The organism is Shewanella sp. S1-58-MNA-CIBAN-0166 (assembly GCF_040310085.1).
In the GTDB taxonomy this organism is placed as follows: Bacteria; Pseudomonadota; Gammaproteobacteria; order Enterobacterales; family Shewanellaceae; genus Shewanella.
The window spans coordinates 53,037-69,574 of sequence record NZ_JBEOPN010000016.1 but is presented as its reverse complement, the minus strand read 5'-3'; the positions used below and the strand labels follow the sequence as shown (position 1 = coordinate 69,574).

The following is a 16,538-nucleotide window of genomic DNA, read 5'->3' as shown; positions in this document are numbered from 1 at the left end:
TGGTATTATGTCCGTTTAGTCTAATTTATCGTCGGCCACTTTGTTGTGCAGATCTTCAATAAGGTACATTTCAACCAAATCAAGTGCTTTAGGAGTAGGGCTTTACAATCTTGGCTTAAGTGACGAAAAGGCAGACGTTTCCCCGCAACCACATAACGTTTAGCTAAGGTATCGATAGCCTCTAACGCTGAATGATCTGCCACTCGTGAATTTTGAAAATCAATAATCACATCTTAGTTATTATTTTCAGCATCAAATAATTCAAGGAAATTAGCCTCTGAGCCAAAGAATAATGGCCCATTTAAGCGATATATTTTCCAGCCATTTGTGTCTTCACTTATGTCAATGTTGATGTGTTTTGCATGTTGCCATGCAAACACCAAAGCAGATACGATAACACCAACAAACACAGCAAAAGCCAAATCGGTAAATGCCGCTATACCGTGTTCAATCACTAATGACACCATGACTACTGCCATAGCACCTGTAGCGCCGGAAATCATACCTGGTCGCCCGCCAATTAATGCGGTGATTAAACCCATAATGAAGGCAGCGTATAGTCCTACCATAGGTTCAACATGGGCGACGAACGCAAAGGCAACTGCTTCTGGGATTAAGGCTAACGCCACGGTTAATCCTGACAAAATATCGGCTTTACTACTACTTGTTTTATGGCGAATGAGATCGAATATTTAACTTCTGGTTTTGTTTGTAAGTTAATAAAAATGGGGATTATTTCAACAAAAAAGACTTGATTTTTGGAACTGTGATGATATCAATCCAATGAGGCTGTTTTTTGAGTTTTCTATTAATATTGTCAATAAAAAAGCCATGCTAAGCATGGCTTTATAAATAATGGGGGCTAGTTTTAGCCCCTTATTATCGTTACTCTCCAGGGCGAGTCATATCAGCAGATGCACTGTTATTCTTTGCTACTTTGGGAGTGTTGCTTTCAGTCGCTTGGGCTTCATAAGTACGCCCTTGAGGTACAGCTTTCTGCTCACGTACATCGACCGTAGGTTTAGTCGTGTCAGATGACACCATAGAACCAAAGCGACTTGTTTTTACAGGTGCTTTTATCGACGGTGCAACTTCAGCTGCAACCGTGGCTGCTATTGCCGCCGTGACGTCTTTTACCACTTCAGGTTTAGCTTGGCGCACAATTGCAGCAGGCTTAGCCATTGGCGCAGATGAATTGGCCGCAACCGATTTATCTTGCTTGCTAGTTAACGCTGCGGTTTTTTCAGTTTCAATAGATGTTGTTTCAGTCACTGTCGCTACCGGTGCTTGTTTAGCTTCAACATCAACGGTTGTTTTAGCAACTTCTACTTCAGCTTTAAGTTCAGGGGCCTCAGGTGCTTTTACTGCTTGAGGTGCCACCTTTATTTCTACTGGCGTTTCAGTTGTTTCAACATTAACCGCTACAGCATCAGCTTTGTTAGCTTCTGTCTCTACGGCTTCAACTGGCTTAGTAACGGGTTCAACAGGTGTATTAACGACTTCAGCAATTGCTTCACCTTCAATATCTGGAGTCTTCGCTTGAGCTCTAGCTTGTTCTGCGTCTAATTGCTTTTCTAGCTCATCATTAGGTGTGAAAACGGCTGGTTGAGTAGAGCCCGTTTCATCATCACGACGACGGCGTTGACCTGCTGCACGTAAGTGACGCGGGCTACGACGGCTACGACGTTGACCTTCACGGCCTTCAGCTTCGCTGTCTGATGTAGCATCGTCAGCGCTTGAGCTTGACTCATCCGTTTCAGTTACAACGTCAGCGTTAGCAACTACTGTTTCAGTGACAGTATTAACATCTGCTTGAGTTGCTTCTGTTTTTACTTCAACGATATTAGTTGTGTCAGCTTCAACGGGTGCAGTAATGGTAACATTTGTTACTTCAGCTACTGGATCAGTTGCTTGGTCTGTACCGTTCTCTGTTGGTGCTTCAACCGTTTGTTCAGTCTTCTCTTTACGAGGTTGACGACGACTGCGTGGCGCTCTCGTTTCTGATGTTTTTTCTTCAGCTACTTTTGACTCTACCGCTTTAGGTTCTGATGTCATTACCTCAACTGATTGCTCAGTTGATTTATTATCATTAACATCGGTTGTTGGTAATGTTTCACTCTGTTCGCTTTCAATACGCACTTTACGACGTAAATTACGACGCTGGCGACGCTCACGAGCAGCTTCTTGTTTTGGAGATTTTTCCGTAGCAACTTTAGGCTCTGTTACTTTAACCTCTGTTGCTTTGGTTTCATTGACAGGCAATGGCTTGTCAACTTTCTCAGTTCTCGGTTTGTTTTTGGCGTTGTCATCTTGAACCGTATTTCTGCTATTACGTTCATTACGCTTATTCTGAGGACGAGCTTCTGTGCTGTCTTTTGATTTATCGCTGTCATTTCGCTGACGACGACTATCATTGCGTTTGTCATTACGGTTAGTGCTGTCGTTACGAGTGTCATTACGACGGGTATTACGACGGGTGTTAGTTTGAGCCGTTTCTTTCGTTGGTTCAGCTGCTTTGGTATCTTTAGCCTCAGCTTCATTACCTGAAAATAAGGCGCTAATTGCTGAGATCATTCGAGTGAATAATCCTGGCTGATTAGACGTTGCCACCGGAGCGACATTTGCAGGTATTGCTTTTACTGTATCTTCAGCTGCTTTTTGTGGAGCAGTAAAGCCTTTTAATGCAGGTTCAGGAGACGCTGCACGCTCAAGCTTACGAGGCTCATACAATTTGGCGACGGGTTGTTCTACTCGTTTATAGCTAGATTCACTGACTTCATCATCACTCTTACGACGTACAACGCGGTAATCAGGTGTTTGCATGTGTGCATCTGGGATGATGTAAACTTCAACTTCGTGACGTTCTTCGGTAATACGAATTGCTTTACGTTTCTCGTTTAATAAGAACGCAGCAACATCAACCGGTACAATCGCTTCGATTTGTGTAGTGTTCTCTTTAATGGCTTCTTCTTCCATTAAACGTAAAATCGATAGCGCTAATGATTCAGTACTGCGAATAGTGCCTTGGCCATGACAACGTGGACACAAGTGAGCTGCTGATTCTTCTAACGATGGACGCAGACGCTGACGCGACATTTCCATTAAACCAAAGCGAGAAATACGACCTAATTGCACTCGTGCACGGTCGTGATGTACTGCATCACGTAAACGGTTTTCTACTTCACGTTGATGACGAACAGGTGTCATATCGATAAAGTCGATAACCACTAAACCGCCTAAGTCACGTAGACGTAATTGACGAGCAATTTCATCCGCAGCTTCAAGGTTAGTGTTGAGTGCTGTTTCTTCAATATCGCCGCCTTTAGTTGCACGGGCTGAGTTGATATCGATCGACGTTAATGCTTCTGTCGGGTCAATAACAATTGATCCGCCTGAAGGTAAACGCACTTCGCGTTGGAACGCTGACTCGATTTGAGACTCAATTTGAAAGTGCGTAAACAACGGTACTTCAGAATCATATAGTTTTACACGTTCTACGAAATCGGGGCGAACTAAACCAATGTGCAATTTAGCTTCTTCGAAAATACGTGGGTGATCGATAAGGATCTCACCCACATCGCGACGTAAGTAGTCACGAATAGCGCGAACAATCACGTTGCTTTCTTGATGAATTAAGAATGGTGCGGCTTTACTTTGAGCAGCTTCTTGAATAGCGTCCCAATGATGTTGTAGTACTTTTAAGTCCCACTTTAGCTCTGTTGATTCTTTGCCTACACCAGCAGTTCGCACAATCAAGCCCATACCATTAGGTACTTCTAGCTCAGCCATTGCTTCTTTGAGTTCGGTACGTTCATCACCTTCGATACGACGAGAAATACCGCCAGCACGAGGGTTATTTGGCATTAATACTAAATAAGAGCCAGCAAGACTAATAAAGGTAGTTAGTGCAGCGCCTTTGTTGCCACGTTCTTCTTTATCGATTTGAACGATGACTTCTTGGCCTTCTTGTACCACTTCTTTAATGTTTGGGCGGCCTTGGAATGAATAACCTTTAGGGAAGTATTCGCGACCAATTTCTTTGAGGGGTAAAAAACCATGACGATCTGCACCGTAATCAACGAATGCGGCTTCAAGTGACGGTTCTACTCGAGTGATTTTACCTTTATAGATATTTGATTTTTTCTGTTCGTGACCTGGACTTTCAATGTCTAAATCATACAGTTCTTGCCCATCAACTAGGGCTACGCGCAACTCTTCTGATTGAGTTGCATTAATTAACATACGTTTCATGATGACGTGATTCTTCTAAATGAGGTCATCAAACAACACGATTTTTTCTGCATTACGGGCCTGAATTAATCGGTATAACCTCACGGCTAGATCCAGGCAATTAGGTGCTCATTACTGTAAAACGCAGTCACTGCGTGTCGCATCCTATTTATGGCTTATTTTCTAATGTTTACAAAAACAAGGAATTGGTTGACTAACAACCAACCCCATAAATTATGGTATTTTAATCCGTTAATGCCCAAGTCGAATCGGTTTGTTTGATAACAAGCTAAAATGTTGTTCGAATTTGGGGCGATTTACTACAGTTAAATTGAAATCTTTATTCAAAACTTACGGTTTAATTGCACAAACGGTTTTTGTCGTTTTTTAATTAATACAATTTGCAAATCAATGAGTTGCTACCGATTAGGTTCATTTTTTTAACTGCTAGTGTTTCGCATTTGGTCAAAGTTGTGAACACTTTATCCACTGTTTACTCTCAACCTGTGGGCAAATATACCAACAAACGTTATTTTCAGCAATCAAAAGCCTATATTCTTTCATGTATTTATTTCAAGTCTGATGCGGCAATAGCCAATCATTTGCAAGATAAGGTACACTATTGGGGTTACCACTATATGGCGCATCATGAATACTCAAACTACCCCCCAAGTTGAATACGTGACTATCGACGAAGATCATTTTGAACAACGAATCGATAATTTTCTGCTAACTAAATTAAAAGGTGTTCCTAAAAGCATGATCTATCGGATTGTGCGCAAAGGGGAAGTGCGGGTAAATAAAAAACGCATCAAGCCTGAATACAAATTACAAATTGGTGACATCGTAAGAGTACCGCCTGTTCGTGTTGCCGAAAAAGACAATCGCAAGGCACCATCTCCTAATTTATCCAGAGTGTCACAGCTTGAAGATCGTATTATCCATGAAGATAATCATCTTATCGTGTTAAACAAGCCTGCTGGTATTGCTGTGCATGGTGGCAGCGGTGTCGATTATGGTGTGATTGAAGGATTACGCTCACTGCGACCACAGCAAAAGTTTTTAGAGCTAGTGCATCGATTAGATAAAGATACCTCGGGTGTGTTGCTTGTGGCCAAGAAGCGAAGTGCACTAAAGCATTTACATGAGCAATTGCGCAGTAAAACCATGCAAAAAGATTATTTAGCGTTGGTGCGTGGTGAATGGCAAGCAAGTGATAAAGTGGTTAAAGCACCGCTATTAAAAATTACCTTAAAGTCGGGCGAGAGAATCGTTCGGGTTAACAAAGAGGGTAAAGAGTCAGAAACCCGTTATAAGATCATGCAGCGTTACCAAGGGTGTACTTTAGTTAAGGCGAGTCCTGTTACAGGGCGAACCCATCAAATACGAGTGCATTGTCAGTATGCAGGCCATGCAATTGCTTGTGATGATAAATACAGCGAGCAACAATTTGACGACAGCATGCGTGCTTTAGGGTTAGACCGTCTGTTTTTACACGCGGCTGAACTTAAATTCACTCATCCAGAAAATGATGAAATCATGCAAGTTAAAGCGCCTTTAGATCCAGTGTTATTGAGCACTCTTGATAAATTGAAGAGAGTATAACACCCACAGATATGTGCAAATGAAGTAGGGCATGATATTGAACATTAAAGATAAAGCTTATGAACTAGTCATTTTCGATTGGGATGGCACGCTAATGGATACCGTAGGTAAAATAGTGTCTTGTATGCAAGATGTAGCACAAGAATTAATTTTACCTATACCCTCTGAGCAACAAATTAGAGATGTCATAGGCTTATCTTTACCTAAAATCATGCCGATTTTATTTGCTGGTCACCAAAACCATCAACAGATTATTGATTGTTATCGACGTCATCATTTTGCCAATGAGCAGCCTACACCTCTGTTTGAGGGGGTAGAGTCGCTCATTATTAATCTACATGCGGCTGGTTATCAATTAGCTGTGGCGACGGGTAAAGGACGAGATGGTCTAGACAAGGTATTAGCATTAACAGGCTTAGGACAGTATTTTCATGCGACGCGTTGCGCTGATGACGCTAAGAGCAAGCCAGATCCTGAGATGCTGCATTCATTATTGAGACATTTTGATGTTGCTGCCGATAGAGCCGTCATGATTGGTGATTCGATTCATGATTTAACCATGGCCAATAATGCTGGCATGGCGAGTATCGGTGTGAGTTACGGCGCACATAATGAAGCTAGATTGAAAACGTTAAATCCACGCGCGATTGTCGACCAAGCATCGGCGATACATGACTATGTTTAATTATTGTGGGTGATGTATTGCCAGATGTGTAATGCAGCGTCGAATATAAGTGTTCGATGCTGCATAGCATACGCTTTATATGTTGCTTAGCTTATCTCGGTGTTACACCTGTTATCGTTCCCACATCAAGCGCAAACACCATTACCTTCATCAATGCACCTTTTTAGATTCGGTATCGACCTTATATTCGATATTAGTATTCGATATTAGTATTCGTTGATTGAGCATTCTGCTGCTGTACTAAGAACATCTACACCGTGTTGTGAGAGTAAATCAATCAGCTTAATTAATGGTAGTCCAATTAAGCTATTTGGGTCGTCACCTTCTAAACGGCTAAATAAGGCAATGCCTAATCCTTCGCATTTAAAACTCCCCGCGCAATATAGTGGCTGCTCTGCATCGACGTAATAGCGAATTTGCGCAGCAGATAAGTGTTTAAAATGAACCGTAAACGGTTCAACACAAGATATCATTTGTTGATTGGCACTATTGAATACAGCAAGACCTGTATAAAAAGTAATTGCTTGACCAGATGCTGAGCTTAATTGAGCTATCGCATTGTCTACAGTATAAGGCTTACCGATAATTTGACCGTTAATCAGCGCGACTTGATCGGAACCAATAATTAATTGCGGCACAGATGTTTGATCAATTAAGTTCGCGCCTGCTAATGCTTTTTGCTCGGCTAAGCGCTTAACCAATGCTAATGCTGTCTCATCTTTTAATGGGGTTTCATCAATATCTGGGTTAACACAACTAAAAGGCAGCATTAATTTTTGCAATAGTTGTTGACGAAAAGGTGAGGTTGACGCAAGTACAAGATTGAATTTCATTGGTTTTGTTTCATTATTTATTGGCTAATAACAGAATATTAGTCAGTTTACTGTATTCATCTATGCAAATGGATCATTTTTCTCGAGTAATGCTTGTGTGATGGGGTTGGGTTCGGTAAAATTTACCAACTTTCAAATTCAATGCCGGATTTAAAGAGTACCTAAAGTTCCTTGTTAGGTGAGGTTACCGTATTTTTACGGAAATTTTCTTTGACTCCAGCGTTTTCAAACTATAATATGCGCGCCTTATGCAAACAGTAAAGATACCGGTTTCAATTGATCCTATACGCGCTGCCTCTAGCGGCCTTCGATATGAAGGTACCATTTTAGGTAAGCAACTTAAGCGATTAAGCGAGTTATGTGCCGGCGACTGTTCCGACGTAGTTGTGTCGTTGGAATGTGGCGTCGATTTACAGGGGATAGTCTACCTTCGCGGGAAGGCTGTGACGGAGCTCACTCTGCTATGTCAACGTTGCATGACACAATTTACTACTGAGGTTACGGTCGACTTTTGTTTTAGTCCTTGTAAGACTGAGGCAGAAATCGATGAGCTCCCGGATGCGTATGATCCAATTGAGTGTAATGAGATTGGTGAAGTACGTCTGCATCAATTGATTGAAGATGAATTGATAGTCGCTATGCCTATCATCCCGATGCACGATGATAATAGTTGTAAGTCTGGATCGAAAGATATAGTTGTAGGCGAGATCGAACCCGCTCATGAGGAGCGTCCAAATCCGTTTGCAGTGTTAGAAAAACTGAAGAGCAAGTAATCGTAGGAGACAGGTCCAATGGCTGTACAACAGAATAAAAAATCACGTTCAAAGCGCGGCATGCGTCGTTCACATGATTCATTGAGCACTGCTCAATTATCAGTAGACGCAACTAGCGGTGAATTACATCTACGTCACAACGTGACTGCTGATGGTTTTTACCGCGGTAAAAAGGTTATCAACAAGTAATTTGTTGATTATCTGATGACAAATCTGACGCTTGCGTTAGATGCGATGGGGGGCGATCACGGCCCCCACGTGACAGTGCCTGCAGCGATGCAGGCACTGAAATTTCATACCTCTTTAAATATTATTTTGGTTGGTAATAAAACCGAAATAGAAAAATACCTCCCCCAAGCTCACTCAGCTGATTTATCCAGAATTGAAATAATCCACACTACTGAAGTCGTGACAATGTGCGATAGGCCCATTCATGCTTTGCGTTCGCGTAAAAACAGTTCTATGAGAATAGCGCTTGAACTGGTACGTGACGGAAAAGCCGAGGCCTGCGTTAGCGCTGGTAATACTGGTGCGTTGATGGCGATGGCTAAGGTGCTATTAAAAACATTACCGGGTATTGATAGACCCGCACTGGTTTCTTGTTTACCTGCAATGACTGGCAAGCCCGTTTATCTGCTGGATTTAGGGGCTAATGTATCTTGTGATTCCGAGACCTTATTCCAGTTTGCTATTATGGGGTCTGTCTTATGTGAAGCTGTCCATAAGAAATCCCGTCCCAAAGTCGCTTTGCTTAATGTCGGTATTGAAGCCATTAAAGGTAACGACCAGGTTCAACAGGCCGGACAAATTTTACAACACACCGAACAAGTTAATTATATCGGCTTTGTTGAAGGCGATGAAATTTACACTGGTAATGTGGATGTCATTGTTTGTGATGGCTTTGTCGGTAATATCACCTTAAAGACTTCTGAAGGCATCGCAAAACTGTTAGTACATCAATTAAAACGCGGCTTAAATGACGGTTTTTTTGTTCGTTTACTCTCCAAACTCATCGCTCCACGCATACAAGCAGTACTCAGTAAGATGAACCCCGACCACTATAACGGTGCAAGTCTGATAGGATTGCGCGGAATAGTAGTAAAGAGTCATGGTAACGCGGATGAAGCTGCATTTTTACAAGCATTAAATTTAGCAGCAACAGAAGCAAAACGTCGTCTTCCTGAAATGATTAAAGATCGTTTGGAGTCGATTCTTTTAGACATCAATAGCTGATCTCATATATGCACACAAAAATTCTCGGAACAGGTAGCTATCTACCTGTGCAAGTTCGTAGCAATCAAGATCTCGAAAAAATGGTTGAAACCAGTGACCAATGGATTGTTGACCGAACCGGTATTTCTGAACGGCGCATTGCTGCATCAGATGAATCGGTTTCAACAATGGGTTATCAAGCGGCACTAAAAGCGCTTGAAATGGCAGGGATCGAAGCAAGCGATCTTGATATGATTGTTTGTGGAACCACCAGTGCATCAAACGCATTTCCTGCAGCTGCATGCGAAATTCAAGCCTTATTAGGCGTCAAAAATATCCCTGCCTTTGATATTGCTGCCGCGTGTTCTGGATTTATTTATGCTCTATCGGTTGCGGATCAATTCGTAAAAACGGATTCTGCTAAAAAAGTACTGGTTATAGGTTCTGACGTATTGTCTCGGATGTGCGATCCTGCTGATCGCTCTACCGTCATTTTATTTGGCGATGGTGCCGGCGCCGCGATTATTGGTGTTAGTGAAACCCCCGGTATCATTGCAACGCATATCTATGCTGATGGCAGCCAAGGGGATTTATTAAAATGCTCTTTCCCTCCTCGTGCTAATGAAAGTTCTGAAGCCGTTGGTTTTATGACGATGAAAGGCAACGATGTGTTTAAAGTTGCAGTTACCCAGCTGTCTAATGTGGTCACCGAAACTTTGCGTCTTAATAATGTCGATAAATCAGAAATTGACTGGCTAGTGCCACATCAAGCTAATTTCCGCATTATTAATGCCACGGCTAAAAAGTTGCACATGAGTCTAGATAAAGTCGTGCTGACTTTAGCGAGACACGGTAATACTTCAGCGGCATCGGTGCCTATCGCATTAGATGAAGCGGTGCGTGATGGTCGAATTCAGCGTGGACATTTATTACTACTCGAAGCATTTGGCGGTGGTTTTGCTTGGGGCAGTGCTTTAGTTCGTTTTTAATTTTCAAATTAATTTTATACAGGTAAGCGTTTATGGAAAATGTTGCTTTTGTATTTCCTGGCCAAGGTTCACAGGCTGTAGGAATGTTAGCTGAATTAGCTCAATCTAACGATGTTATCGAAAAAACCTTTGCTGAAGCGAGTGAAGCGTTAGGTTATGATTTATGGGATCTTGTTGCCAATGGTCCAGCTGAGACCTTGAATGAAACAGATAAAACTCAGCCTGCATTGCTTACGGCAAGCGTAGCTATTTGGCGTGCATATCAAGCATCTAACAAGCCCATGCCTTCTTTATTAGCAGGTCACAGCCTTGGAGAGTATTCTGCTTTAGTTTGCGCAGGTGTGATTGAATTTATTGATGCAGTTAAATTAGTTGAACTACGCGGAAAGTTAATGCAACAAGCTGTGCCAGCAGGTTCTGGTGCCATGTTTGCCATTATTGGTCTTGATGATGCTGCTATTGCTAAAGCATGCGCAGAGTCTGCAGAAGGTAGCGTGGTAAGCCCTGTTAACTACAACAGCCCAGGTCAAGTTGTGATAGCCGGTGAGAAAGCGGCTGTTGAACGCGCTGCAGCTGCATGTAAAGCTGCAGGGGCAAAAATGACAGTAGCATTACCTGTGAGTGTACCGTCACATTGTGCACTAATGAAGCCAGCCGCTGATGAACTCGCTAAAGCGTTAATTGAAGTGACATTCTCAGAGCCTACCATTAATGTCGTTAACAATGTTGATGTGGCCATGCCGACAGATTCACAGGCAATTAAAGATGCATTAGTGCGTCAGTTATATTGCCCAGTGCGTTGGAGCGAGTCTGTTGAATTTATGGCGACACAAGGTGTTACAAAATTAATAGAGTGTGGACCGGGTAAAGTATTAACCGGTTTAACAAAAAGAATTAATAAATCGATATCCGCTCAAGCGGTCAATGATGTTGCTTCATTTGCAGCATTAGTCGAATAAAGGAGTTGATATGAGCTTTAGCATTAATTTAGACGGTAAAGTTGCTTTAGTGACAGGCGCTAGTCGCGGTATTGGGCGTGCGATTGCTGAATCATTGGTACAAGCTGGCGCGATGGTTATCGGTACGGCAACCAGTGAAAAAGGTGCAGCGGCGATTCAAGCATACCTAGGTGACAAAGGCTTTGGGATGGTGTTAAATGTCACTGACTCTGAATCTGTTGCTGATTTATATAGCCAGATCAAAGAAAAAGCAGGTGAAGTTGATATTCTTATCAACAATGCGGGTATTACCCGTGATAATTTATTAATGCGGATGAAAGATGATGAGTGGCAAGATATTATTGACACTAATTTGACTTCATTATTTAAATTGTCTAAACCAGTAATGCGATCTATGATGAAAAAACGTTTCGGACGTATTATCAGTATCGGTTCTGTAGTAGGTACAATGGGCAACGCTGGCCAAGTAAATTACTCGGCAGCTAAAGCTGGTTTGATCGGATTTACAAAATCTCTTGCAAGAGAGGTTGCATCTCGTCAAATAACAGTGAATGCTATTGCACCTGGATTTATTCAGACAGACATGACAGATGAGCTGACAGTTGAGCAGCAACAAGCTATTATGTCGCAAGTTCCGATGGAACGATTAGGGCAAGCACAAGAAATTGCCAATGCAGTATTGTTTTTGGCCTCGGATTCAGCCGCTTACATCACAGGCGAAACATTGCATGTGAATGGCGGTATGTACATGGTTTAAGGGCGATAGGTAGGTAACTACCTTCATTTGAGTCAGTGTTAGTGACAATTCAATGTTAATTTTTGTGGTTAGACCACAAAATCTAAGCTTGCATTGTTATCTAATTCGAATAAACTACTCGCAATCTTACGCAAGTGCGTAATTTGAATAGGAAAGAAAACTAATGAGCAACATCGAAGAACGTGTAAAGAAAATCATCATCGAACAACTTGGCGTTAAAGAAGAAGACGTTAAATCAGCTGCTTCTTTTGTAGACGATTTAGGCGCTGATTCTCTAGACACTGTTGAATTGGTTATGGCTCTAGAAGAAGAGTTTGATACCGAGATCCCTGACGAAGAAGCTGAAAAGATCACTACTGTTCAAGCAGCGATCGATTACGTTTCTAAGAATCAGTAATCAAGAATTCACAACAACAGGCGGCATTTATGCCGCCTGTTTTTGTTTAAAGCATTTGTAAACGCTCGTTCCATTTAATTGCATTAGAACATCCCTCCTTATACTTCTTTAGCTAAATCGCAATAATGGCATCGTGGCAGATTTTATTTAAAGGTGAATATCATGTCTAAACGTCGTGTCGTCATCACAGGTCTTGGTCTTGTGACTCCTGTGGGTAATGATGTCGAGTCTACTTGGAATGCCTTATTGGCTGGTAAGAGTGGTATAGCTCCAATCACTAAGTTTGATGCTAGTGAATTTGGTACTCGTTTCAGTGGCTCTGTGAAAGATTTTGACGTCGAACAATACCTAACCAAAAAAGATGCTCGTAAAATGGATTTATTTATCCAATACGGCATGGCTGCGGGTATTCAAGCAGTAAAAGATTCAGGCTTAGATATGAGCCAAGAAAATCCAGCTCGTATAGGTACTGCTATTGGTTCTGGTATGGGTGGTATGTGGTTAATTGAACAAGGCCATTCTGCATTATTAAATGGTGGGCCACGTAAAGTGTCGCCATTTTTTGTGCCAAGCACCATTATCAATATGATAGCCGGAAACTTGTCGATTATGTATGGCATGACAGGTCCTAATTTTGCTGTGACTACAGCCTGTACAACGGGTGTACACAATATTGGTTTTGCAGCACGTACCATTGCTTACGGTGATGCTGATGTGATGGTGGCTGGTGGCGCAGAAGATGTTACTAGCCCATTAGGCGTTGCAGGTTTTAGTGCTGCTAAAGCATTATCGACTCGTAATGACAATCCAACAGCAGCAAGTCGCCCTTGGGACAAAGACCGTGATGGCTTTGTTATTGGCGATGGCGCCGGTGTTATTGTGATGGAAGAGTATGAACGAGCTAAAGCTCGTGGTGCTAAAATTTACGGTGAGTTAGTTGGTTTTGGTATGAGCGGCGATGCATTTCACATGACATCACCTCCAAGTGATGGTGCTGGTGCCGCAGCGGCAATGGTTAACGCCATTAATGATGCCCAAATTGACAAAGAGCTTGTGGGTTACATCAATGCACATGGCACCTCAACTCATGCGGGTGATAAAGCAGAAGCTGCAGCAGTTAAATCGGTGTTTGGACCACATGCCTACGAGGTACTTGTAAGTTCAACTAAATCAATGACTGGACATTTGTTGGGTGCAGCTGGAGCTGTTGAAGCCATTATTACTTTGCTTGCACTGCGTGATCAGCACGTACCGCCAACAATCAACTTAGATAACCCAGACGAAGGTTGCGACTTAGATTTTGTTGCTCATACCTCACGTCGTCATCAGTTTGACTATGCCTTATGTAATTCATTTGGTTTTGGTGGCACAAACGGTTCGTTATTGTTTAAGAGAATTTAATCGAGTTTATGCCAATAAGGGAAGATGAAAATCTTCCCTTTTTTATTTATTTGGTTTGTTTTTTTGTCACATTAGTATTTATCAATTCCCGCTAAATGATGATTTAGCGTAGACTGATAAGTAATGACATTTATCTAATAGGATCTATTATGGCCGGTAAAGATAGACAACTTACATTACGTTTTTTGGCCGAACCTGCAGACGTCAATTTTGGCGGTAAGGTTCACGGCGGTGCAGTAATGAAATGGATCGATTTAGCCGCTTATGCAGCAGCAGCAGGCTGGAGCGGTAAATATTGTATTACTGTGTATGCTGGCGGCATTCGATTTGTTAAGCCTATCCATGTGGGTAATATTGTTGAAGTGACTGGTAAAGTTATTTATACCGGTACAACGTCTATGCATATTGCGATTGATGTAAAGGCGGGCGATCCTAAAGAGTCTGAACGTCATCTGACGACACACTGTATCGTTATCATGGTAGCCGTTGATGATGAAGGTCATCCCACATCGGTTCCTGAGTGGATACCAGCTACTGCCGATGATGTTCGCTTACGTGATAGTGCATTGAGACTAATGGATATGCGTAAGCGTATCGGTGCCGAAATGGAAGCTCACGTTAAACCTTCAGTTGAATAAATAAGGGGAAATCATGGCCAAGGTAGCATTTATTGGTTTAGGCGTTATGGGGTTCCCGATGGCGGGACATTTGGTTAAACAGGGTCATGACGTTACTGTGTATAACCGTACAGGGGCTAAAGCGGCTCAGTGGGTTGAACAATATGGTGGTAAGAAGGCCGATACACCAAAAGATGCCGCCAAAGGCCAAGATATTGTTTTTACCTGTGTGGGTAATGATGATGACTTACGTCAGGTCGTACTAGGTGAACAAGGTGTTGTTCATGGTATGCATGCAGGTGCTATTTTGGTTGACCATACTACGGCTTCTGCTGATGTTGCGCGTGAAATTGCTGCGCACATAGAGCCACTTCAGATTGCCTTTTTAGATGCGCCTGTATCTGGTGGTCAAGCTGGAGCAGAAAATGGTGCGTTAACAGTGATGATGGGTGGCGAACAGACTCATTTTGATACCGTTAAACCTGTTATTGCGGCATACAGCCGCTGCGCTGAACTGTTAGGGCCAGTTGGTTCTGGGCAGTTGACTAAAATGGTTAATCAAATTTGTATTGCTGGTGTAGTGCAAGGTCTAGCTGAGGGACTTCATTTTGCTAAGAGTGCGGGCTTAGATGGCTTAAAAGTGATTGAAGTGATCAGCAAAGGTGCGGCACAAAGCTGGCAGATGGAAAATCGCTATCAAACTATGTGGCAAGGTCAATATGATTTCGGGTTTGCTATCGATTGGATGCGCAAAGATTTGGGTATTGCATTAGACGAAGCTCGTCGTAATGGTAGCCATTTACCGGTGGCCGCATTAGTTGATCAGTTTTATTCAGAAGTTCAAGCAATGAAAGGTAATCGCTGGGATACCTCTAGCTTACTTGCCCGCTTAGAAAAGTCGCGCAGTTAATATCAACACACAGTGCTTGTAACATATTATTGCGAGGATGTAGCCCCAATATAGATTGGGGCTTTTTTATTGGCTACAAATCCACAAACATTAGCCTTTGCTTTATTAGCTACTTTCTGACCTTAAGTTGATTTATTGACTAAAAACCATCGAGTTACATGATATAGCGCACATCTTCATCTAATTATCGCTGCTATTATTGTTTAATCTAAATTAATTTTGCTTAAAGTGGATTGATTAACTACGTTTATATTGTCAGTCAATTTGAGATTGTTTATAAATTTTTTGATAAACGGTCTATAAACAAAGTTGTTAAATAACCCTTAAGCAAAGTGTCGTGCTGCAGTGTGATGATCTGTGTCAGATAAAAGAATGCGGACACACACTAAAATTGGAGGAATGAATAGTGAGCAATAAACTACTGAGTGCATTGTTTGCGGCTGGTTTCGCGGTAATGATGATGTCTTCTGCATCATTTGCTGCTGATGAGACCCTCGCAGAGTTTCACGTTGAAATGGGTGGCTGTGAAAACTGTCACGCTGATGGCGAACCATCAAAAGATGGCGCTTATGAATTTGAACAATGTCAAAGTTGCCATGGTACACTTGCCGAAATGGATGATAACCATAAGCCGCATGATGGTATTTTAATGTGCGCAGATTGTCATGCACCACATGAAGCTAAAGTAGGCGAAATGCCAACATGTGATACATGCCACGATGATGGCCGTGTTGCTAAATAAAGTATTTTAGTAGCTGAAAAATACCGACGTAATGTCGGTATTTTGTTTTAATATCCCAATCATTCTTTACGATCTTCCGCATAAAGTGCACTAGTCAATTGAATCAATTTGTATACAAACTTGCTCTTATTAGATGATGCAGCGGATTTTAGTCAGTCTAATAAAATATCTCACCCTCGTGTATTAATTGTCTCTCCTCAACCTTTATCATGCTTTGAAGAAATTCATCACTTAACGTTAATTCGTCAAGTTAGAAAATCATGAGGCTGAGTGAAACACATATATAAAACGTTTTCACTTGCAGTGGTATACCTCTTTTTAGGTATTTAAATTCTTTTATTTTCAAGTAGATGCGCAACATAAGGGCGCAGGCTGCGCACTTTTGTTGCACAAATGTTGTTTTAAAATACCTAGGTATTTTCTATTTC

General features: G+C 42.0%; 15 protein-coding genes and 1 pseudogene. 13 read left to right on the top strand and 3 right to left on the bottom strand.

Going from position 1 to position 16,538, the window contains the following annotated elements; all coding sequences use genetic code 11:
• Positions 1-15: 15 nt before the first annotated feature.
• Both AAEY99_RS11510 and rne read right to left on the bottom strand, forming a co-directional pair.
• Positions 16-692, bottom strand: a pseudogene (locus AAEY99_RS11510) (SulP family inorganic anion transporter).
• Positions 693-885: 193 nt separating this feature from the next.
• A complete protein-coding gene (gene rne / locus AAEY99_RS11505; protein ID WP_351010565.1) occupies positions 886-4,251 on the bottom strand; it encodes a ribonuclease E in 3,366 nt (1,121 codons plus the stop codon).
• Positions 4,252-4,878: 627 nt separating this feature from the next.
• On the opposite strand from rne, the gene rluC reads away from it, so the two are divergent.
• Both rluC and AAEY99_RS11495 read left to right on the top strand, forming a co-directional pair.
• Complete coding sequence (gene rluC / locus AAEY99_RS11500) at positions 4,879-5,835, top strand: 23S rRNA pseudouridine(955/2504/2580) synthase RluC (RefSeq protein ID WP_351010563.1); 957 nt, start codon at positions 4,879-4,881, stop codon at positions 5,833-5,835.
• A 31-nt stretch (positions 5,836-5,866) separates the two neighbouring features.
• The gene (locus AAEY99_RS11495; RefSeq protein ID WP_351010562.1) at positions 5,867-6,520 is read left to right on the top strand and encodes an HAD-IIIA family hydrolase; all 654 of its coding nucleotides are present in this window, start codon (positions 5,867-5,869) and stop codon (positions 6,518-6,520) included.
• A 206-nt stretch (positions 6,521-6,726) separates the two neighbouring features.
• On the opposite strand, the gene AAEY99_RS11490 is transcribed toward AAEY99_RS11495, so the two are convergent.
• Positions 6,727-7,353, bottom strand: coding sequence for a Maf family protein (locus AAEY99_RS11490; RefSeq protein WP_162023382.1), 627 nt, complete (start codon positions 7,351-7,353; stop codon positions 6,727-6,729).
• Positions 7,354-7,601: 248 nt separating this feature from the next.
• On the opposite strand from AAEY99_RS11490, the gene yceD reads away from it, so the two are divergent.
• The 11 genes from yceD to cctA all read left to right on the top strand — a co-directional run bounded on the left by yceD (position 7,602) and on the right by cctA (position 16,110).
• On the top strand, positions 7,602-8,126 hold the full coding sequence (gene yceD, locus AAEY99_RS11485; protein ID WP_101086810.1) for a 23S rRNA accumulation protein YceD: 525 nt from the start codon (positions 7,602-7,604) through the stop codon (positions 8,124-8,126).
• An 18-nt stretch (positions 8,127-8,144) separates the two neighbouring features.
• Complete coding sequence (rpmF, locus tag AAEY99_RS11480) at positions 8,145-8,315, top strand: 50S ribosomal protein L32 (protein ID WP_011636967.1); 171 nt, start codon at positions 8,145-8,147, stop codon at positions 8,313-8,315.
• Between the two features lie 15 nt (positions 8,316-8,330).
• Positions 8,331-9,359, top strand: coding sequence for a phosphate acyltransferase PlsX (gene plsX, locus AAEY99_RS11475; RefSeq protein WP_101086811.1), 1,029 nt, complete (start codon positions 8,331-8,333; stop codon positions 9,357-9,359).
• 8 nt (positions 9,360-9,367) lie between these two features.
• A complete protein-coding gene (locus AAEY99_RS11470) occupies positions 9,368-10,327 on the top strand; it encodes a beta-ketoacyl-ACP synthase III (RefSeq protein WP_351010559.1) in 960 nt (319 codons plus the stop codon).
• Positions 10,328-10,359: 32 nt separating this feature from the next.
• A complete protein-coding gene (gene fabD / locus AAEY99_RS11465; RefSeq protein ID WP_162023381.1) occupies positions 10,360-11,286 on the top strand; it encodes an ACP S-malonyltransferase in 927 nt (308 codons plus the stop codon).
• 10 nt (positions 11,287-11,296) lie between these two features.
• Positions 11,297-12,043 (top strand): 3-oxoacyl-ACP reductase FabG, encoded by a 747-nt coding sequence (fabG, locus tag AAEY99_RS11460; RefSeq protein ID WP_351010558.1) that lies wholly within the window; start codon positions 11,297-11,299, stop codon positions 12,041-12,043.
• 163 nt (positions 12,044-12,206) lie between these two features.
• Positions 12,207-12,440, top strand: a complete 234-nt coding sequence (acpP, locus tag AAEY99_RS11455; RefSeq protein ID WP_011496723.1) for an acyl carrier protein — start codon at positions 12,207-12,209, stop codon at positions 12,438-12,440.
• Between the two features lie 162 nt (positions 12,441-12,602).
• Entirely contained in the window at positions 12,603-13,841 is a 1,239-nt protein-coding gene (gene fabF, locus AAEY99_RS11450) for a beta-ketoacyl-ACP synthase II (protein ID WP_351010556.1), read from the top strand.
• Between the two features lie 149 nt (positions 13,842-13,990).
• Positions 13,991-14,479, top strand: a complete 489-nt coding sequence (locus AAEY99_RS11445) for an acyl-CoA thioesterase (protein WP_011636973.1) — start codon at positions 13,991-13,993, stop codon at positions 14,477-14,479.
• 13 nt (positions 14,480-14,492) lie between these two features.
• Complete coding sequence (locus tag AAEY99_RS11440) at positions 14,493-15,368, top strand: NAD(P)-dependent oxidoreductase (RefSeq protein ID WP_101086815.1); 876 nt, start codon at positions 14,493-14,495, stop codon at positions 15,366-15,368.
• Between the two features lie 406 nt (positions 15,369-15,774).
• On the top strand, positions 15,775-16,110 hold the full coding sequence (cctA, locus tag AAEY99_RS11435; RefSeq protein WP_101086816.1) for a tetraheme c-type cytochrome CctA: 336 nt from the start codon (positions 15,775-15,777) through the stop codon (positions 16,108-16,110).
• Positions 16,111-16,538 lie beyond the last annotated feature (428 nt).